We start from the raw sequence: 20869 nt of genomic DNA, 5'->3' as shown, positions 1-20869 counted from the left end.
GGCTATTAATAAGGGGGAGAAGGGAATGTATAAGTAGGCTTTTGATTTTCTTCAGAAATAGAATATTCAACCTAATAAAAATGGGAAGCTGCGCACTAAAACCACAGAGAAGGATAGGCATGAAACCAGAGGATAAGCTCATGAAAACTCAACGGCGAAGCGCGATAAGTAAGCGCTCCGCCAGAAAACACCGCTGCTGAAGTGACAACCATTGGTTGCAAAACGATTGCGCAGGCGTTATTACATCATCCACCACACTGGCCTAGATTAACCGAGAGTATATGAAGGCCCAAATCCAAAACTCCAAATTAATACGGTCAGCGCCATAACCGCAACTAACATCACCATACCTACGGTTAATACAGAACTGGCATAGACAAAACCTTCGCCTTCAGGAATTTTCATGAAAATTGAAATGCCCGCATAAAGTAAATACACCGTGTAAAACACCGCAGCTATGATGACCAACATAGCCAACACCACGTTAGGATAAAGCGCGGTTAACCCCGCAAAAAATAATGGCGTAGCAGTGTAAGCGGCAAAAACAATACAACGACTTAAACCAGGAGATGAATCATAAACCCGTGACATCCAATGAATGAACGCACCCATTACACCAACACCCAACAACAGCGCAATGTACATAAGTCCACTCATCAGCAGTGCGCTCGAAGGTGTCAGCAATACCGGCGCCCCATGTCCAATAGTCCAACCAATGCGCGTGGTACCAAAAAACATTGAAACGGCAGGTATAAGCGCTAGGAACAATACGTGGGCTAAGTAGAGATGCGTAACGCTTTCTTCCGTATCGCGAATTTCTTCCCACTCTTGGTGGGGATGGGTAAAGAGTCCAGCCACATGAGAAATCATATAACGCCTCCGATAAGCTGCAAGAGCCATACTAAAATTTATTGTACTGATACGTTTATTGTTAAGCATTTAGATGCATTGCAAAATTAATTATAGGCCGCTTAACCCCAGATGAATTAGACCAATTGGGGCTCAAAAAGTGAATCCCCATAACTACGACGTCTAATATAAAAAAACTTTACCTTATTTAGTGCATTAACAAGCGCATATCACTGACAATAGCTTCAACATTATGGGGTGGCTCAAATGAGCCAATCAACTCCGCCTTTGGGTTTACAATAAAAATGCGTGATGAATGGTTAACCTGATAATCGTCACCCGCATTGTCTGGCAATGCAAAGCCAGCAGGCACATTAAAATAATCATCCCCTCGTTTAAATGTACGACTATAAGCCGCGCCAAAAAAATCAGCCACCTGTGCAAGCTCTTGATTACTGCCACTCAGACCAATAAGTTGCGGGTGAAAAAAATTAACATAGGTGGCGCGTACACTATTCGTATCGCGTTCGGGGTCAAGGCTAATAAAAATTAATTGTAAAGTGCTAGCGTCACCAAGCAGGCGCTTAACACGCGCCATTTTTTGTAGCGCCATGGGGCATAAGTCTGGGCAGGAACTAAATCCAAAATAAATAAGACTCCAATATTGTTGGAGATTTTGAGGGGTAAATTCATGTTCCCGCTGATCCTGCAGCAAAAACTTTTGGAGTGGCTTGGCTTGCGGCAAGAATCGAACCCATTCAGCGTCGGGCGCCCCAGCAAATAGGCGCACACTCATATAAGCTCCAGCGCCAAGGCATATCATAACCATGATCGCAAAGTGAACGCGTCCTATATTCATGCATACCTCTCAGTTATTCATGCCCGCCCTATTGCCGCTCTACTCTTCCACTGTCAGGTTGCCTATTTTCAAGCTGACTCTTTTTACTCATGAGTAATTATTGCTATCAAGTGACGGCCATTATTTATCATTCTGCTATTACTCACTCATCAGCACGCACAACAGGCACACTCACACTCTGCTGGCCAGCACTGAAGCTAAATCTAATCAACACACTATCGCCTTCAATCAATGGAACTTTTGGCCCCATCAACATTAGGTGCATTTTGCCCGGTATTAATGTCAACGTTTCACCTGGTGCAATAGTCAGCGGCACTACCTGCTCCATCCAAGCCTGATGATTTTCATAGCGCGTGCGATGAAACATCGCCATAGCACAACAATCAGCACTCACCTCAGTAATAATAATCGGCTGCAGTTGGTGATTATCAATCGTCATATAGGCAGCCAATGCTTTCGCCCCCGGCGGGGCCAAATGTATAACTGCTTGCGAAATCACTAAGTCACTTGCAAGGGCGCGAAACGAAATTAGGATGAGCAGAATGACACAATAAATTCTAAGCACCCAAGAAACTCCATTTAATATAGTGGTCAACCAATAACACCAGAAATAAAAGCATCAGGTGCACTATTGAAAAACGAAAAGTCGCCATAGCTGATTCGGGTGTTGGCTTGTATTTTAAACGCAATGCATGCCATAAAAATACAGCATTTAAATAGCAGCTTCCCACTAAATAAATCAACCCCGACATGGCGACCAAATAAGGTAAAAGACAAACTAAAAACAAGAGCACGCAGTAAAATAATACCGCGGTTTTAGTAAACTCAACACCGTGGGTGACAGGCAACATAGGCACGTTGACTTTAGCGTAGTCGTGGCGACGATGGATGGCTAGCGCCCAAAAATGCGGAGGCGTCCAGGTAAATACAATCATCACCAACAACAAAGCATGTGCACTAACCTCGCCGCTTATCGCCGTCCAGCCCAGTAGTGGTGGCAGCGCGCCTGCAAGCCCCCCTATAACAATATTTTGAGGCGTAGCACGCTTAAGCAAGATGGTATAAATAACGGCATAGCCTAACAAACCAAAGAGAGTTAGGACTGCGGTTAAGGTATTCACCCAATTCACTAAAATAAAAAACCCTACAACAGCAATCGCACTAGCAAAAGTTAATGCCTGTCGATTACTCAAGCGGCCTTTCGGCAATGGCCGCATATAAGTGCGCGCCATCTGCGCATCAATTTTTTGATCTAGCACATGGTTAAAGGCAGCTGCAGCCGAAGAGACTAAACCTATACCCAAGCTCGCCATAAACATTAAACTCAGGTCCGGCACGCGCGGGGTGGCTAACATCATGCCAACCCATGCAGTTAACACCAACAACGCAACTACCTTAGGCTTAGTGAGCTGATAGTAATCGCGACTACGCGCTAAAATATTTTCAAAATATAAACTCTTAGCCGATAAGGTTCTCGCAATTTCCATAGTGCCTCCTAACAAGCTTATACGTTTACGGGGGGCGAATCTGCACGGTACAGTCGATACACCCAGAGCCACAAGACCATCAATAAATTTGCAGCAACAAGATTGTGTGCAACGGCATTCCACAGGGGTAAGAGTGATAGTATATTTATCAACCCCAAGGTTATTTGCAAAAGCAGTAAAAATAGTAACAATAAAATTTGTCTGCGTAGTTGTCGCTGTTGGGTGCTCCGCCATGCAAAATATCCAAACAATACAATAGTACACAAGGTCAGCAGCGCGCCCATACGATGGAGAACATGCACCGACATACGCCCCTCATAAGGCATAACCCCATATTCATAGGTTTCGTGGCCGAGCGGCAGATGAACTGCGGCTGCAAGCGAAAATTTTTCTTCCCATCCGGCTTCGCAAAAAGGTAGTTGATGGCATACCAATGCCGCATAGTTTGCTGATGTCCAACCGCCCATTAAAATTTGCAGTAGTAACACCGCCAGCGCTACGCTTGCTAAGGGGCGTAAACGAACTAACTGCGGCTCATAAATAGACGCTATTTTTTTGTTCAGATTTAAGCGCAATGTCATTAAGAGTGCAAAAATACTAAACCCACCGAACAAGTGCGCCACAACAACTAAGGGCAATAAATTAAAAGTAACTGTCCACATACCTAATGCCGCTTGAAATATTACTAATAACAATAACGCGCTACTCAACCAACGTTGTTGTTGCAACCACAAACTTAGGAAAAATATCGCAGCGATACATAATCCGAGACTACCAGCCAAGTAGCGATGCAACATTTCATTGCGCGCTTTATGTAGCTCTAATACCGAATTGGGAAAGTTTACTTGCGCCGCGGCGATATGTGCCTCGCTATGAGGTATGGTTAATGAGCCATAACAACCCGGCCAATCAGGGCAACCAAGCCCCGCATCTGTTAAGCGCGTATAGGCACCCAGTGCAATTACCACCAGCGCTAATAAAGCACTAATATTAATCAGCAGTCTAAAGGGTTTCACATACTACTCCGATCATAATTCATCAGCCGCAATAGATCGCTGCGAATATCGCGGGCAAGCGCAGGAATTTGCCCTGGAATTGTTGTCGGTAAATAGCGTAATATGGCTACGCCCTGTTGGTTTAGTAACAATATTTGTCCTTTTACTTCCGTACTTTCTACACTGGCCGAGCGCCATTTCAACGCGGGATACTCGGTCAATTGTGGTGGCTGTACGGTGGCAACAAGCAGTGGTTGTAAGCCCATTTGTTTGCGCCCAAGACCACTATAAAGTTGCTGCAAAATATAGAGTGAATATTCACACTCTATGGTGCAAGTATCGCCCTGCACATAGGCCAAATACCAATGAGGTGCTGAAGAAGATTCAACACGAATCAACGGAAAATCATGTTCGAGCCAAACACCTTTATTTGTATCGCCCCCCTTAAACCAACCCAGCGACAAACTCACTTTTGCCGCGATTATAGGTATGAGCGCGCAACTTACAAATAACAGTAAAAATTTATTTTTACTCACTTGCTACCCCTTCATCAGTCACTTTTTATCACAACCCTACTTTTGATTTTCACGTTTCTTGTGCTGCACATCGCTTTCACAACCCGCAATAAGAGGAACAACAAACGGCATCCGCTTATGTGCACTCGCTAGCATCGCAATCACAACAAATGCAAATGCCAATAGCGCCCATTGCAACGCATAGGCTCTATGGCGCTCCGGCGGGAGCACTACGGCTTGATAATGTGGTTTAAAGGGCGACGCTTCCTGTTGATAAATTAATGCAGGAAAAATAGGTTGCACCAACAAGGGGGCAAGCAGCGTTAAATCCACTTGCTGTATACGCATAGGCCAGCGCAGATTATTCTCTGTATTTTGGCCAAGTAAAATCCCCTTAAACTCAGTACGCAACACGCCTTGAATATGTAATTTTTGCGGGATATTAAGGCGCGGTAATAGTTCTCGGCGTGCCGGCGCAGCCACCCAGCCTAAATTAACCAATAGGAGCTGTTGCTGTTGTGGCAGCTGTAGGGGTACCACTACGTCATAACCCACCTGACCTTGATAGGTTTGATTATCCAGCAGCCAAACGATAGGAGCCAACCAACGCCCGTGAACATCAACATGCACACCATCGACCTCAGTAAGCGGAAAGGTAAACAGCTGCTTAATATTCAATGCACCACCTTGTTGAACTTGTTGTAAACGTGCAAGTAATTCAGTTTTAGTTTCGGCCCGCTGCAGCTGCCACAAGGATAGAATAACCAATACACTAAAACACATTGTGCAAAAAACTACCCAAGGCCACCGAATTATCCAGTAGTGATTAAATCCTGTAATGGTCATACTGAACCCCGCGCTTGGAGTTGCTGGTTTTTAGGCTGCGATGAAGAGCTTCATACAGCCTGCTATACTTCCAAAACACACTATTTAACAACCAAATGTATAACCCTTGGCGAGGACACTTATGCTCATTAAAATAATTTTGATCATATTCTTAGCATTGGTGATATTTAATTTATTTCACGCGCTTGTCGTCATGTTGCAAAATCGCGAAAAATCACCACCCATGTCAATCATGCTTGGCCGCCGCCTTATTTTTTCGGTTTTGATTATCCTTTTTATTATCGTATTAATGCTCACCGGTGTGATTAGCCCACATGAACGACCTTTCTGACAATCTATTGCACTCGCACCATCTAAAACTGCGATAGCCTTAAAGAACATACACAAAAATAAAAAGATTGAGCCAAACTACATCGACAAAATGCCAATACCAAGCTGCCGCCTGAAAAGCAAAGTGTTTATCTGGGGTGAAATGATTTTTGAATAGGATGCGCAACAAAACCACACTGAGGAATATTGCACCAAGCGTGACATGCAAACCATGAAATCCGGTAAGTAAAAAAAACGTATTGCCGTACAACCCAGAACTAAGGGTTAAGCCCAATTCAGTGTATGCATGCCGATATTCATAGATTTGAAAACCTAAAAAACAAAAACCTAAAGCAATCGTTGCGATCAATCCTATTTTTAACTGCAGGCGCTTGCCCTGCTCTAGGCCTAGATGCGCAATTTGTAAGGTTATGGATGACGCCAACAAAATCAAGGTGTTGTAGAGTGGTATCCCATCCCAAGGCATGACTTCGGTTTCTACGCCTGCGGGAGTTTTCAACAGTGGCCATATGGCAGAAAAATTAGGCCAGAGTATCTCTGCGGTCATGGCATTATTACCCGCACCACCCAACCACGGCAGTGCAATGATGCGCGCATAAAAAAGCGCACCGAAAAAAGCCATAAAAAACATTACTTCAGAAAAAATAAACCAACTCATTCCCTGCCGAAAAGAGCGATCCATTTGAGCGCTGTAAAGCCCATCCATGGACTCAAAAATTACCGTTTTAAACCACCCCACTAACATGATAAGCAGCAACCCCACACCAATGGGCAGCATATATACGCCCAGCCCCAAGCTTTGACTTTCGGGTGTATTAATCCAATGGGCAGCACCATAACCCATAAAAAACAGTGCGACCGCACCAACGATAGGCCATGAACTCTGTTGTGGCACATAGTAGTGCTGATACGTGTTTACAGGGCTTGAGTGGGAGCTATGCATATCATGATCTCCTCGAAAAAAAGCAATAATTGCCTATCAATCAACCATCTATTAACTATCTATTTAGCGCGCACTCAATTGATGAGCAATAACGTATTCAAGTATACGTTCTTCTATTACTGTTACATGGCCTGCGCTTGTGTCGACTGCACTTGATACATGCGATAAGAGAGCGTAATTCTCGTAGCCTCTGTTGGCAGTGCGCGGTCGAGATAAAACTGCACCGGCATCTGCTTACTTTCATGCGCAGCTAAGGGCTGCTGAACAAAACAAAAACACTCAATTTTCTTGAAGTACTCAGCATACTGCCCCGGTGAAACCGACGGCACCGCCTGAGCCACAATAAACTGCTCGCTAAGATTTTCGGCCACAAAATTAACTATTTTCATCTCACCTGGGTGCAAGCTGATACGATCAACTTCCGCAGCAAATCGCAATGGAAACTGTTGGGTATTGGTGGCAATAAACTCCACCTCTATAAGGCGCGTTTTATCTATCTTGCCCGAGGCTATAGCGGCAACCTTGGCTGTTTTGCCATTAATGCCGGTATAGCGACAAAACACATCATAGAGAGGCACTAGTGCAAAGCCGAATAAAAACATAGCCACGCATATAGCGACTAATTTTTTAACTAAAATACTATTGGCATTCGCTGCACTCACTTCAGTCGCTCCTACTTAGGATTTATCTATCACCTCACCTTCGGTGGAGTTTGAAAGCTGTGATAAGGCGCTGGCGATGGTATTTCCCACTCTAAACCTTCAGCCCCCTCCCATACCTGCGCAGTTGCGGCCTCTCCTTTTCGCCTCATGCAACGCACTACTCCCCAAACAAAAAGTAGTTGCGATAAACCAAACAGCAATGCGCCTATGCTGATAAAGGCATTCATATCCGCAAATTGCAAGGCATAGTCGGGAATGCGCCTCGGCATACCCGCGAGACCGACAAAGTGCATAGGGAAAAACAACATATTAACGGAGACCAGTGAACACCAAAAATGCCACTGCCCAAGTCGTTCGCTGTACATCACCCCAGTCCACTTTGGAATCCAAAAATAGACGCCTGATATAATTCCAAATAAAGCCCCGGTTACCAGTACATAGTGAAAATGAGCCACCACAAAATAGGTATCTTGATATTGAAAATCGGCAGGGATAATCGCCAACATCAAACCGGATAAACCACCAATGGTAAAAAGCACTATAAATGCCAACGCAAACATCATGGGCGTTTCAAACGTCATGGAACCGCGCCACATAGTCGCCACCCAATTAAATACTTTTACCCCCGTGGGAACGGCAATGAGCATTGTGCTGTACATAAAAAATAATTCAGCAGCCACAGGCATTCCCGTGGTAAACATGTGGTGCGCCCACACAATAAAAGATAGAAAGGCGATGCTCGCAGTGGCGATCACCATAGAGTCGTAACCAAACAGGGGCTTGCGTGCAAAAGCGGGCACGATGCTGGAGATAATACCGAAGGCGGGCAAAATCATAATGTACACCTCAGGGTGACCAAAAAACCAAAAAATGTGCTGAAACATCACCGGATCACCGCCACCTGCCGCATCAAAAAAGCTTGTGCCAAAATATTTATCCGTTAGCACCATAGTGACCACACCCGCCAACACAGGCATAACAGCAATTAGTAGAAATGCTGTTATCAGCCAGGTCCACACGAACAAAGGCAATTTCATCCACGTCATACCAGGCGCGCGTAAATTAAAAATTGTGACGATAATATTCATCGCCCCCATGATGGATGAAATACCCAAGAGGTGAACGGCGAATACAAAATAGGCTGTGCTATTTCCGCTGTAGGTAGTAGAGAGAGGTGCGTAAAATGTCCAGCCCGCAGCAGGGCCTCCACCTTCCATAAACAAGGTAGACAGTAAGATAAAAAATGAGAATGGTAGTATCCAAAAGCTCCAATTATTCATGCGCGGCAGTGCCATATCCGGAGCGCCAATCATCAATGGCACCATCCAATTTGCAAGGCCGACAAAGGCGGGCATAATCGCGCCAAACACCATAACCAATCCATGTACCGTCGTCATTTGATTAAAGAAATGTGGCTCGACCAACTGTAACCCGGGCTGAAATAATTCAGCGCGAATCACCATAGCCAAACTTCCACCAATAAAGAACATGAGCAGTGAAAACAATAAGTAAAGCGTGCCTATATCTTTATGATTGGTAGTATAAAGCCAGCGAGTAATCCCCTTTGCTTTATGCTCTGAATGATGCGCTGCTGAATTACTTTGTGCAGAATCAACAGTCTCAATGGTAGAAGAGTTTTTATTCATAACCTACTCCTTAAGCTCAAGGGCAGCAGCTACATTCGCGGCCTGAACTAGGTCGCCAGTATTATTCCCCCACGCATTACGCTCGTAGGTCACCACGGCTGCAAGTTCCGCGCTGCTTAGCTGCTTGGCAAAAGCCTGCATGGCAGTGCCCGCTTTTCCATGAAGCACTATGTGCAAATGTGTAGCGACATCCCCCAAGGCAATTGCACTGCCTTTTATCCCGGGAATTACCCCCGGCAAACCTTCACCTGAAACTTGATGGCAGGCGGCACAACGCGTGTCATAGACTTTTTTACCTGCTGCAATCAGTTCATCTAACCCCAAGGGTTTTAACGCGGCTTCTGCAGCGCGAGCGTCAACCTGCAATTGTTGTTGCTCTAGAAGCCACACGTCAAAGTCTTGTGCTGTTTTGGCTTCAACTACTATTGGCATAAAGCCATGGTCCTTACCGCACAATTCCGCACACTGTCCGCGATAAATTCCCGGCTCATCCACTTTGGTCCAAGTCTCATTGATAAAGCCTGGGTTCGCATCTTTTTTAATGGCAAAAGCAGGTACCCACCATGCGTGAATTACATCGTCGGAAGTCATAAGAAAGCGAATTTTTTTATCGATAGGAATGACCAGAGGGCGATCAACCTCACGTAAATAATGCTCGCCTTTTACATCCATATTATTTATTTGCTCACGCGGTGTGGCGAGCAGTGAGTAGAATTCAATCGGATATTCCAAATACTTGTAATGCCATTTCCACTGTGAACCTGTCACTAAAATAGTAAGATCTGCTTTTGATGCATCTTCCATGGCAATCAGTGTTTTACTGGCCGGAATAGCCATCACCACTAAAATTAATACCGGAATGGCAGTCCAGAGTATTTCTACTTTCAAGCTGCCATGAAATTGAGCGGGTATGGCTCCTTTGGATTTTCGATGACGTGCAATTGACCAAAACATCAAACCAAAAACCACTACGGCTATAGCACAACAAATGTAAAAAATCGTCATATGCAGGTGATAAACCTGATGACTAATATCAGTAACGCCTTGTGTCATATTCAACGAGGAACTCTGCGCCTGCACCCAGCCGCTCATGAAAAAAATCCCTGAGAAACCCAGCAATCGAGAAAGTAAAGTAGCCACGGGATAACTCCTTATTATTTGATACACACCAAATTCATGCAGAGTAATAATATTTTTTTGAGCATTTACAAAAAACAGCGACAGCCATCTAACAACTCAGAGAAGTTATAGACAATTGCATTCATCGCATCGGCATTGCCGATCAGAGATACCAGGTTTAATAGGCGCGACCTGATAAAGATAAGCTGATAAACAGCTCAATAGACTGGACTCACAAGCCAGAATACAGGACGTACCAGAACTAATGTAACCGGACCCTACATCTGAATCTAACGCCGCTTAAATGGCGCCAACATAGTTAACAACAGATTATGCCTTCAAAAGTGTTTTTAATAACCAAGTATCATTAAAGAACAACTCTAAACAAATCAGTAGCAGTAACTATAAACCCCAAGCGCTAAAAGGCAAACAAATAAGCCAAAGCACGTAAAGTTTAAACATGAATTTGAATCTTTACGCGCAATAATCCGCCAAGAGGTAAATCAGAATAAATCCACATCGCTGGAATATATTTCATTGTTCGCTAACTCGCCAGCTTCAGCGCAACATGAACCGCCCTGCATAATTTCCTGCGACATAAGCGCCTGACTTTCCTGCAATTGTACTAGTAAATCCTGCATAGATTGCAGTGCCTGCGGCAGTTGATTTTCTTGTGAAAGCTGCGCTATGCATTGCTCCTTGACGGCACTGACAAGCAATTGCTGCTGCGCTAAAGTGGCTTGAAGTTGGTGCTGATGGTTTAAAGCATAAACTTTTGCATCAGTAGCACCCAACACCCAAGGAATCGTATCTTTTATACGTCCATAGCGCTCAGGTTCATCTAATGGCATATTTTTTATTAACATAGAGACCAGTGAAAAATTGCAAAAAGTACGCTCACCATAATCGCAGAAGCGCCCTTCTTTATGACAGGCGATGAACATGGTTCTTTCCAAGGGTGAAATGGGAACACCTTTTTGGCCATAGAAAAGTTGCCCATTAGTACTCATAAACATAAGCGAAATACGCAAGCCGAACTCATTCATTGTCTGAATCAAACCCTCGGCCAATTTTTCAAAACTGGACATGGTATAGGTACGCTCGGCAAAGCGAAGCGAACGCCCCAAATCGGCACTTCCCGATAAAGCATCAAACGCGACAGCTTGGGCATTCTCTGCCAAAGCGCTTAACTGGTGGACCTGTTTAACCGCAGTTACGGCGCGCTGTATTTTAATTTTGAGCATATCGAGATTTTTAGACTTAAGCAGGTAATCTTCAGCACCTATTTCAAAACCAAATATTTTTTCTTCGAGTGAATCTTTGCCTGACAGAAAAATAATCGGTATTGCCGCAGTCGTTTCCGCCCCTTTGAGCTCACAACAAACGTCATAGCCATTTTTATCGGGCATAGCAATATCCAATAAAATGCAATCTGGGGCTTGAGTTTGAGCGAAGCGCAACCCTTCCGCACCATTTAGGGCAAATACAATCGAGGCAACATCTTCTAGGGCAACCGCCAAAAACTCACACCAACTACGATTGTCATCGATTACTAAAATATTGGGTTTCTTAGCTTCAGACTCCAGCGCCATAAATACTCCTCAGAAATAAGTGGCTACAAAACCTAAGTGTAGAAGGGAAGGCAGGAGCTGTAGAGAAGTTACTTAGAATTAGTTGAGGTAAGAATAAGCCCTTAAAGAAAAGGTGCGCCGGAGGTACAAGGCTTATGGATATGGCATCAAATGAGAGGCAAAAAAAAGCGGGCTAAAAAGCCCGCTAAAAATTCGGTGAGTTATCTAACCAATAGTCCGATTAAAGTTCACCATCACTCTTACACCCAGAGTTCCTATATTGACCCGAGAAGACTCGAGCCACAGGCAGCTAAATTGTTATGGTTTATGCCGCCTTAATTATTCTTATGTGGCGTCACTTAGCTGCTCACACGACTCAGTTACCTCTTGAGTCAAATCTATACTGATGGCTTATAGCACCCTCCCTAATTGCGCTGCACCCGCATAAAAACTGATAACGCAATCATAACACTCTCTCCAAATTAAAATCCACAACTTATACTAAAAAGACCTTATCTATTTTTAATAATGAGACACCTGTTCTATTTCGCCCAGGCTAATTCATGCATAAAAATAACAAAAAACTCAATAAAAACAATTAGATATAAAAAAACAATGAACCAAGAATTGTTAATGGCACGCTAAAGGACTACTGCAACTTCTATAACCATAAAGCAAAATTGTCGCCGCAAACATCATTTTTTGATCTATTTGGAATATTACAAAAGGATTCAATTACCTATAAAGATTGCGCTAACATAAAGTTAGCAACGCCACAGCGATCTCAACCATAAAACGAGGGATTTTTACAATAAATGTCGCCGGGATAGGAAAGTTAAAGCGGTATAAAACTAAGCAGAACTTAAAGTGAAGCGAAAAGAAAGTAAGCGGTCGCTTAGGCTCTTCGCCTCACTACAGCGCAGAAATATCACCAAAGCTGTGCAGGCTTATTAAGCCTCAACAAAGCCTCAGGCGAGACACTGACAGGAAAAGTAGGTTAAATCATCGAGGCGTAGCGCCGTTAATTCGCCACCCCATACACAACCGGTATCGAGTGCGTACACATTTGGGGTGCTGGTTTTGCCCTCCAAGGCAGCCCAGTGCCCGAAGAGTATTTTTTGATTCACGGTTTTCCGCTCAGGAAAAGAGAACCAAGGCGCATAACCTTCTGGAGCAGCGGCAGCGCTCTCTTTGGTTTGCAACTCAAGTTCGCCTTCAGCAGTGCAAAATCGCATACGGGTAAAATAGTTGGTAATCATGCGCAGGCGGTCATAACCAATCAATTTATTTTTCCACCGCTTAGGACTGTTGCCGTACATGTTGGTGAAAAAATCCTGCGCATATTGACTTTGCAATACCGCCTCAACTTCGCGTGCATAGGCTTGCGCCTGAACTAGGTCCCACTGCGGCGGTATGCCCGCATGAACCATGGTAAAACCTAAGGTAGCGTCGTGGTACAGCAGACGCTGCTGACACAACCAATGAACTAACTCCGCACAATCGGGAGCAGCTAAAAGCTCGTTTAAGGTGTCATATTGCCCAGGCTGACGCACACCGGCGGCTACCGCTAAAAAGTGTAAGTCGTGATTACCCAAAACCACACAGAGGGAATCGCGCATACCATAGAGAAAACGCAAAGTTGCAAGGGTATCGGGGCCGCGATTGATTAAATCACCAGCAAGCCAGAGCTTATCCCGAGCGGGGTCGAAGGCAATTTTGTCCAGTAGGCATTGCAGTGGCGCTAGGCAGCCCTGAATATCGCCGATTGCGTAAGTAGCCACTGCGCTTAGTGCATCGCGTGAGGTGGCACCAACGCGAAGGTTGGAATGGGTGCATCGAATAGCTCGCCATCATCTGCGCGCATTTGATAGGTGCCTTCCATCAGGCCCGTTTCCGTTTCTAATATAACGCCACTGGTGTAGGTATAACTTTCACCAGGGGCGATCAAGGGCTGCTCGCCAATAACGCCCATACCTTTTACTTCTTGCAAATGCTCATTGGCATCGGTAATGCGCCAATGGCGGCTAATAAGTTGTGCGGCCAGGTCACCCGCATTGGCAATAGTGATGGTGTAAGCATAGACATATCGCTGTTGCTGCGGAACGGATTGCGCAGCAACATAAGAAGTTTTAACACTGACAGCTATTGTTGACATAAATAACACAGAACTCTAATTAAAAATGGGTCAAAAAAGGCGTGTAAAAAGCAAATACTAGCGCTTACTTTTTACGCTTTGCTTTTGTTTTAAGCGCAGCTTGAACTTTCACTTCAGGCGCAATTTTTTGATAGTTATAAGCCCAGAAAAATACACCTGCGCCCACAAAAATCATTGGCAGGCTTAACATCTGCCCTGATGAAATAGTAATTCCCGCAAAACTCACCTCATAGTCAGGCGTGCGAAAGTATTCGGTAAAAAAACGTGCGCAGCCATAAAGCCCACAATAGAGTGCACCCACAGCCCAGCGCGGACGCTGCTTGCTGGCAAACAGCCACATGATGACAAACAACAAGAGTCCATCCACCAAAATTTGATAGATAGGTGATGGATGAACAAGATGATCTTCCCCTGGCCATCGCATAGCCCAAGGCAAGTCTGCACTAGCGATGCGCCCGGGCAGTTCGGCATTGATAAAGTTACCCAGACGACCTGCGGCATAACCTAGGGGTACCAGCGGTGCAATAAAATCGTAGACGTCGCCCAGATTTTTTTGCGCTTTGCGCGCCCAAAGCCACATGGCAATAACCACACCCAAAAAGCCGCCGTGATAAGACATGCCAGGGTGCCAGAGCATAAAAATTTCGAGCGGATTTGCAAAATAAAATTCTGGCCGATAAAAAAATACCTCGCCCAAGCGACCGCCGACAATAACGCCAATCATGCCGTAAAACACCATGTCGCCAACATGGTCCTTAGTCCAGCCTTGAGCCTGTAGGTGGGGCAGTTTAATGCGTTGATTGCCCAGCAGCATAAACTGCAAAAAAGCAAAACCATACATTAAGCCGTACCAGTGCACTGACCATGAGCCTATCGAAAAAGCCACGGGGTCTGGCATAGGATGAACAAGCATAAGAGTCCTTTGTGCCGATTAGTTAGTCGTTAAGTACGGGCGCGGCACCCGCACTTGGCAGGGTTAAATCGCCCAGTAAATTGCTGATTTCCACATACTCGCGCAAACTAATTTGCTCTGGGCGCAGCCCCAAATCAATGGGCAAACTTTCCAACTGCTCGAGCGTGAGCAATTGTTTCAGTGAATTGCGAATAGTTTTGCGGCGCTGTTGAAACGCCACATTTACTAACACCTCAAGGGTTTTAATATTGTTGGCGACAAAGGGCAAGGTTTTGTGGGGAATAAGACGCACTATGGCGGAATCGACTTTAGGTGCAGGGTCAAAGGCCGTAGGCGGCACTTCAAATAAATTTTCAACGGCGCAGTAGTACTGCACCATGATGCCTAAGCGTCCATAGGCGCTGTCGCCCGCCTGCGCTGCCATGCGTTTTACCACTTCTTTTTGCAACATGAAGTGCATGTCGCGCACCTGAGTTGAATAGCTCAGCAGGTGAAAAATAAGCGGCGTGGATATGTTGTAGGGCAAGTTGCCCACGATACGAATGGGCTGCTCGGCTTTAATCAACTGCGCAAAATCAAATTGCAACGCATCTGCTTGAAAGAGTTGAAAGTTGGCGTGACGCTCAAACTTCACTTTAAGCCAAGGCACTAAATCGCGATCCAACTCAATCACACTGATATTGTCACAGCTGTCGGCAAGCAGCTGAGTGATGGCGCCCTTGCCGGGGCCAATTTCAACAATTTGATCGTCGCGCTGCGGGTGAATGGAGCTCACTATGTCGCGAATAATGCCGTGATCGATTAAGAAGTTTTGGCCAAAACGCTTACGCGCTTTGTGTTGTGATTCTTGGTTCAACATTTTTTTCATAAATTTTTCAACAAATAGCGGCTCAGCGCTTAGGCTACTGAACAGAAAATAATAATTAACCGCGCGCGCTTTCTTTGGCGTGCACCATATCCAGGGCATAGGCCATAGCCGTGCGTAAACTACCCAAATCAGCGCGGCCCGTTCCCGCCAAATCGAGTGCAGTACCGTGATCGACCGAGGTGCGAATAATGGGCAAGCCCAAGGTGATATTTACCGCTTGACCAAAACCTTTGTATTTCAATACCGGCAAGCCCTGGTCGTGGTACATGGCCAAGACTGCATCAGCCTTATCTAAGTGTTTGGGGGTAAATAACGTATCTGCTGGCAGTGGGCCCACGAGATTCATACCCTCGGCGCGCAATATATTTAATACGGGTTCTATAGTCTCTATTTCTTCACGACCAAGATGCCCACCTTCACCTGCATGAGGATTCAAACCACACACCAAAATACGCGGCGCTGCTATGCCAAATTGCACTTGCATATCGCGCTGTAAAATACGAATAACTTGGGTTAATTCAGTGCGATTAATTGCCGCAGCCACATCTTTCAAGGGTAGATGTGTTGTCGCCAAGGCAACGCGCAAACCCTTGGTCGCCAACATCATCACAACCTTTTCAGTTGCCGTATGCTCAGCAAGGTATTCAGTGTGACCACTGAACGGAATGCCCGCATCGTTGATCACACTTTTTTGTACAGGGCCCGTCACCAGGGCCGCAAAATCGCCTTTCATGCAGCCTGCAATCGCCACATCTAGGGTTTGTAGAATATAGGAGGCATTCGCTGCATTAAGCTGCCCCGGCACTGAGGGCTGAGCCAATGGCACGGGCGCAATAGCTAACTCACCCGCCGCTAAGGGCTGTGGCGGGGCATTAAAATCCACCTTGCGCAAACGTAACTCCACACCGAGCAACTGGGCGCGGGCGCGCAATAATTCTGGGTCGGCTATAGCCACCAACTCATGGGCCTGCGCCTCTTGCACGAGCGCAATCAACAATTCAGGGCCTATACCAGCAGGTTCACCTGGGGTTATAGCAATTCTAAAGCAGGGGTTATTCATGGAGGACTCAAGTGGTGTTGATTTTCATGTATCACAAAGCACTGCGGCTAAAACCACTGGGGTTTTCACCCTCATGATTTTAGCCGCAGAGTTTACACCCTATAGAAAGGGCTCACTAGCAAAAGCCCAGCCAGCAGGCTGCTAGAGTTGAATTTCCACGTAGGCCTCTTCGCGAATTTGCGTCAACCACAGCTGAAACTCTTCATCAAAACGGCGCGAACGCAACATATTCGCAGCCTGATTGCGTTTCATTTTATCGCTCATATCTTCTTTGCGACGCTCTTGGACTTGCAAAATATGCCAACCGAACTGACTTTTAAAGGGGCGACTAACCGTGCCTATGGGCGTATTTGCCATAGCTTCTTCAAAAGCGGGTACAAACATTCCAGGCATGGACCAACCCAAATCGCCGCCGCCTAACATAGAGCCAGTATCCTCTGAGTTTTCGCGCGCGAGCTTGGCGAAGTCTTCACCTTTTTCTATGCGCGCTTTGAGCTTCAACAATTTTTCACGGGCCTGAGTGTCGTCCATAATTTCTGAGGTCTTCACCAAAATATGACGCGCATGGGTCTGCTCCACTAACTGTTCTCCGCCGCCGCGCTGCTCCATATTTTTAAGAATATGAAAACCAGCACCGCTGCGGAACGGCTTAGTCACCTGCCCCACACCTAAATCCAGCAGTTGATTGCCAAACAGTTCTGGCAACTGCGCCAATTTACGCCAGCCAATATCACCGCCCTCTAGCGCAGCTTGATCATTAGAGAAACTGATCGCCATTTGTGCGAAGTCTGAACCGGCTTTCAACTTCTTATAAACTTCATCGGCTTTTTTTTCTGCTGCGGCTACTGCATCCGCATCCGCTGAGCTCGATACTGCCAATAGAATATGGCCGATGTGGTAATCGGGAGAAGTAGCGTATTTGCCATCGCTGGATGCAAGGAAATTATCGATATCCTGCTCTGTGATTTTAATCCGGCCATTAACAACACCCTGCTGCAAACGATTGATTGCTAGGTCATTACGCAACTGCGTACGCAAGCCGCTAAGCCCCAAACCTTGGCGCACCAAATCGGCCTCTAGCGATGCTTGGCTCACATTATTTTTCTGCAAAATACGTTCAATGGCCTGATCGATTTCTGACTCATCAATCGCGATGTCATAGCGTTCAGCCATGGCCAGCTCAATGCGCTCCACGATCAACTGCTCAAGAATTTGTTTGTTGAGCACATCTTCCGGTGGCAATTGCTGATATTGGCCTTGTAGTCGCTCCAACACCGATGCCTTACGCGCACTTAATTCACTTTCCAGCACTACATCCTGATCCACAATCGCCACTACGCGATCCAGCGCTACCGTTTTAATCGGCACTTGCGCCATCGCCAGTTGACTACCCCACAGCACCAAACCACCAAGTATTAATGTCAAACTCAGCTGGGGCAAAGTGGATTTTTGCTTTCTCATACTCATAAGTCGGTTCACTGTTTTATTGTAAAGATTCTTCACGCTTGCTGAAGCCGTAAACGGCCTTATCCAGCAGACTGCTAATTCGTTGACTGATACTACCGAAGCCCTTGAGCTGCACCTCTAAAAAGATGCCGCGGTCATAATCATCGCTTTTTAAGTTTTGCAGGAAGTCAGCACTGAAATCGAAGTCGACCCACTGACGCGCCAATACCCGCACTCTATAGCAACAATCGTTGTATTCGAACCCAGCGAAAGCATCGAGTTCCGCATCAAAGTTAAAATCGTAATTCGCCCGCGCAATAAACGCCCATTGGCTCGCAAGCGGCCAAATTGTAGAAATATCAACCTGATTTAAGGTGGGCGCGACTACCGGGGTAGGATTTAGCGGGCTCAAGGATACAGGATCGCGGCTGTAGTGATAGCCCAAATTCAGAATCCTATACTGCTCATCCACATAGTGCAGGCTGCTGCTTAAACCATCGAGCCGCCCTTCGCGTTGGTCATAAAGCACATCATTGCTGAAGCGCAAATGATCGCCTACTTGCCCACTTACCTGCCCGGCTAAAGCGGAATTGCTGCGTGTGTTAGCAAAATCATCGGGGTTATTGAGAATGCTGACGGCGCGATCTTCAAAGTAAATAATTTGCCCGAGACTCAAACGCAAGCGCTCTATACCACTGCTACTGTCGACAAAACGACTCGACACACCCAGCGCGAGATGATTGGCATCATCAAGGCGATCGCCACCGGAAAAGCGCGAGTCGCGGAACAATTGCTGGTAGGTGAACTTCAAATCAGAGGTATCAAAATTTACATAGCTATTATTGGTCGTTAAGCCATACAAACTGCTTTGGTCCTCATGATCGCGATAGAGATAAAACGCCCGCGGCTCTAAGGTCTGGGTAAAGCTGCTGCCAAATCCCTGGGCTTCGCGTTCAAAATAGAGGCCCATATCCAGCGAGGCCTGCGGCGCAACAAAATGCGGATTACTCTCCGCATCTACTAGCAAGTTTGGCGCTTCCAGAGTGTAGCCAAGGGTTTTAACCGCCAAACCTGGTTTGATATAACCTGCTTGATATTCACGCGCCCATTCCACGCCGTAATCCGTGCGCAAGCGCTCACCGGTGATCAGGTTAGCTCTATCGCCCTCAAAGTAGCGATTGGCGCCAAAGTGGGTGTATTCATTGTCCAAATGCAACAGCCAGTCGCCAAGGCGATATTCACCATCGGCATGCAAGCGCGGCAATTCGCGATAGGGTAACTGGTTGCTGGTGAGCAAACGAAACTCTTCAGCCTTGGCCCCCAAATCCCAGTGCGGTGTATTGTAATTAGCGGCCACCATCTGGCGAATATACGCTTGGCGATTGATGTCGACCGAACCGCGGTCAATATCGCGAATGTAGTCGGTGTCGCTCACATCGGTATAGTCAATGCGTGTCGACCAGAGCTGATTGCGCCCGCCTTTTTGTGCAAAGTTATATTGCCAGCGATCCTCACCACGATAGGGATAGGCTTCAGCTTCGGTAATGGTTCCCGCTTCTAACTCGCGCTGTAGCTTTTCACTGATACCGCCGCGATCATTGCGCAGAGCGCTGCCACTAAAACGACTGTCGAAATATTCCGCCTTGTGGCGCAGCTCAGTTTCAAGCAGATAACCGTGATCAGCCAAATAACGCGGGGTGATAGTCGCGTCATAGTTGGGCGCAATGTTCCAGTAAAAAGGCAGTGAAAATTCGCCTATTCCTGAGCTGCTATCTAATCCCACCGAGGGGAAGAGAAAACCCGTGAGGCGATCTGGCCCTACGGGAAAGCGAAAATAAGGTGCATAGGCAACAGGCACATCTTTAATGTGTAAGCGCATATGGCGCGCAGTGCCATAGTGTTTATCGTTGTGAATGGTGATGTTGGCACCTTCAATCGACCAGGTATTATCGCCCGGTTCGCAGCCGCTGAACGAGCCGTTATCGAGGCTTACAATACTATCGCCAAACTTGCTTAAACTTTCAGCGCTGCCATGCACGCGCGTTTCATAGAGCGCAAAACGTGCATTATCTAAGCGCGCATCACCGGTATTAATATTGATGTGGGCCTTATCGGCTCGCAAAATAATCCCCGGCTCACGCACCTGAATATTGCCCGTTAACTCAGCTTCGCGCGTTTCCTTATCCAGAAAAAAACGGTCAGCACTGATGGTGCGGCGGCCCTGGATCAGGCGCACATCATCGGTCAGGGTGATTTTGGTTTGTTTTTCTGCCTCAGAATTATTGGCCGTACCAAACAGCTTGGCCTTTTCTGGATCGACATCGGCCTCGGCGTCATCGCGCGGAGGGGCGATGTAGGCACCGCAACAGGCAACCGGAATGGCTTGGCGCTGTTCCGGCGTTAACTCTTCCAGCGGCACCCAATCCAATTCACGCGCCTGAGTGGTATTGACCGACTCGGCCACAGCCATTGGCAACTGCAAGCCACCCACAAGGGCAAGGCTTAACAACTGTGCACGAATGGCAAGGGACAAGCGCGTGCGATTAAAAGTAGATGCCTTGACGCAGTGGCGGTGGGTAAAACTATCTGAAGCTGGGGGCATTAG

General features: G+C 46.3%; 21 protein-coding genes. 2 read left to right on the top strand and 19 right to left on the bottom strand.

Features of this window, described 5'->3' with window-relative positions; all coding sequences use genetic code 11:
• Positions 1 to 267: 267 nt before the first annotated feature.
• The 7 genes from AC0KUT_RS05410 to AC0KUT_RS05380 form a co-directional block, all read right to left on the bottom strand.
• Positions 268 to 870, bottom strand: a complete 603-nt coding sequence (locus tag AC0KUT_RS05410) for a Yip1 family protein (protein ID WP_488834160.1) — start codon at positions 868 to 870, stop codon at positions 268 to 270.
• Between the two features lie 187 nt (positions 871 to 1057).
• Entirely contained in the window at positions 1058 to 1708 is a 651-nt protein-coding gene (locus tag AC0KUT_RS05405; protein ID WP_488834158.1) for an SCO family protein, read from the bottom strand.
• A gap of 142 nt (positions 1709 to 1850) precedes the next feature.
• Positions 1851 to 2147: a copper chaperone PCu(A)C gene (locus tag AC0KUT_RS05400; RefSeq protein ID WP_488834156.1), complete on the bottom strand. Its 297-nt coding sequence runs from the start codon at positions 2145 to 2147 to the stop codon at positions 1851 to 1853.
• Positions 2148 to 2265: 118 nt separating this feature from the next.
• Positions 2266 to 3195, bottom strand: coding sequence for a heme o synthase (gene cyoE / locus AC0KUT_RS05395; RefSeq protein ID WP_488834155.1), 930 nt, complete (start codon positions 3193 to 3195; stop codon positions 2266 to 2268).
• Positions 3196 to 3212: 17 nt separating this feature from the next.
• Positions 3213 to 4211, bottom strand: a complete 999-nt coding sequence (locus AC0KUT_RS05390; protein ID WP_488834153.1) for a COX15/CtaA family protein — start codon at positions 4209 to 4211, stop codon at positions 3213 to 3215.
• Positions 4208 to 4726, bottom strand: a complete 519-nt coding sequence (locus AC0KUT_RS05385) for a hypothetical protein (protein ID WP_488834152.1) — start codon at positions 4724 to 4726, stop codon at positions 4208 to 4210. Before AC0KUT_RS05385 ends, AC0KUT_RS05390 begins: the two co-directional genes overlap by 4 nt.
• A 36-nt stretch (positions 4727 to 4762) precedes the next feature.
• The gene (locus AC0KUT_RS05380) at positions 4763 to 5473 is read right to left on the bottom strand and encodes an SURF1 family protein (protein WP_488834151.1); all 711 of its coding nucleotides are present in this window, start codon (positions 5471 to 5473) and stop codon (positions 4763 to 4765) included.
• A gap of 199 nt (positions 5474 to 5672) precedes the next feature.
• On the opposite strand from AC0KUT_RS05380, the gene AC0KUT_RS05375 reads away from it, so the two are divergent.
• Positions 5673 to 5882: a DUF2909 domain-containing protein gene (locus AC0KUT_RS05375; protein ID WP_488834149.1), complete on the top strand. Its 210-nt coding sequence runs from the start codon at positions 5673 to 5675 to the stop codon at positions 5880 to 5882.
• A 39-nt stretch (positions 5883 to 5921) separates the two neighbouring features.
• Here AC0KUT_RS05375 and AC0KUT_RS05370 read toward each other — a convergent pair whose 3' ends face one another.
• The 10 genes from AC0KUT_RS05370 to pdxA all read right to left on the bottom strand — a co-directional run bounded on the left by AC0KUT_RS05370 (position 5922) and on the right by pdxA (position 16818).
• Entirely contained in the window at positions 5922 to 6824 is a 903-nt protein-coding gene (locus AC0KUT_RS05370) for a cytochrome c oxidase subunit 3 (protein WP_488834148.1), read from the bottom strand.
• Positions 6825 to 6946: 122 nt separating this feature from the next.
• Positions 6947 to 7486 (bottom strand): cytochrome c oxidase assembly protein, encoded by a 540-nt coding sequence (locus AC0KUT_RS05365; protein ID WP_488834147.1) that lies wholly within the window; start codon positions 7484 to 7486, stop codon positions 6947 to 6949.
• A 29-nt stretch (positions 7487 to 7515) separates the two neighbouring features.
• Positions 7516 to 9132 (bottom strand): cytochrome c oxidase subunit I, encoded by a 1617-nt coding sequence (gene ctaD, locus AC0KUT_RS05360; RefSeq protein WP_488834145.1) that lies wholly within the window; start codon positions 9130 to 9132, stop codon positions 7516 to 7518.
• Between the two features lie 3 nt (positions 9133 to 9135).
• Positions 9136 to 10272, bottom strand: coding sequence for a cytochrome c oxidase subunit II (gene coxB, locus AC0KUT_RS05355; protein ID WP_488834143.1), 1137 nt, complete (start codon positions 10270 to 10272; stop codon positions 9136 to 9138).
• Positions 10273 to 10754: 482 nt separating this feature from the next.
• Complete coding sequence (locus tag AC0KUT_RS05350) at positions 10755 to 11843, bottom strand: response regulator transcription factor (RefSeq protein ID WP_488834141.1); 1089 nt, start codon at positions 11841 to 11843, stop codon at positions 10755 to 10757.
• Between the two features lie 947 nt (positions 11844 to 12790).
• Positions 12791 to 13603 carry a symmetrical bis(5'-nucleosyl)-tetraphosphatase gene (locus AC0KUT_RS05345; RefSeq protein ID WP_488834138.1) on the bottom strand — a complete coding sequence of 271 codons (813 nt, stop codon included), beginning with the start codon at positions 13601 to 13603 and terminating at the stop codon, positions 12791 to 12793.
• 5 nt (positions 13604 to 13608) lie between these two features.
• Entirely contained in the window at positions 13609 to 13977 is a 369-nt protein-coding gene (apaG, locus tag AC0KUT_RS05340; protein WP_488834137.1) for a Co2+/Mg2+ efflux protein ApaG, read from the bottom strand.
• Between the two features lie 64 nt (positions 13978 to 14041).
• Positions 14042 to 14890 (bottom strand): prolipoprotein diacylglyceryl transferase, encoded by an 849-nt coding sequence (lgt, locus tag AC0KUT_RS05335; protein ID WP_488834136.1) that lies wholly within the window; start codon positions 14888 to 14890, stop codon positions 14042 to 14044.
• 22 nt (positions 14891 to 14912) lie between these two features.
• Entirely contained in the window at positions 14913 to 15758 is an 846-nt protein-coding gene (rsmA, locus tag AC0KUT_RS05330; RefSeq protein WP_488834134.1) for a 16S rRNA (adenine(1518)-N(6)/adenine(1519)-N(6))-dimethyltransferase RsmA, read from the bottom strand.
• 55 nt (positions 15759 to 15813) lie between these two features.
• Positions 15814 to 16818, bottom strand: a complete 1005-nt coding sequence (pdxA, locus tag AC0KUT_RS05325) for a 4-hydroxythreonine-4-phosphate dehydrogenase PdxA (RefSeq protein ID WP_488834132.1) — start codon at positions 16816 to 16818, stop codon at positions 15814 to 15816.
• On the opposite strand from pdxA, the gene AC0KUT_RS05320 reads away from it, so the two are divergent.
• Complete coding sequence (locus tag AC0KUT_RS05320; RefSeq protein ID WP_488834130.1) at positions 16817 to 16963, top strand: hypothetical protein; 147 nt, start codon at positions 16817 to 16819, stop codon at positions 16961 to 16963. The genes pdxA and AC0KUT_RS05320 overlap by 2 nt on opposite strands.
• Here AC0KUT_RS05320 and AC0KUT_RS05315 read toward each other — a convergent pair.
• Entirely contained in the window at positions 16960 to 18285 is a 1326-nt protein-coding gene (locus AC0KUT_RS05315) for a peptidylprolyl isomerase (protein WP_488834128.1), read from the bottom strand. The two genes, AC0KUT_RS05320 and AC0KUT_RS05315, sit on opposite strands and share 4 nt — an antisense overlap.
• A 16-nt stretch (positions 18286 to 18301) precedes the next feature.
• The gene (locus tag AC0KUT_RS05310; protein WP_488834127.1) at positions 18302 to 20866 is read right to left on the bottom strand and encodes an LPS-assembly protein LptD; all 2565 of its coding nucleotides are present in this window, start codon (positions 20864 to 20866) and stop codon (positions 18302 to 18304) included.
• Positions 20867 to 20869: the final 3 nt, after the last annotated feature.

This window comes from Cellvibrio sp. 25HG11W-0, assembly GCF_057815475.1.
Note: the sequence above shows the minus strand (reverse complement) of the source record. Positions and strands in the feature narration are given on the sequence as shown.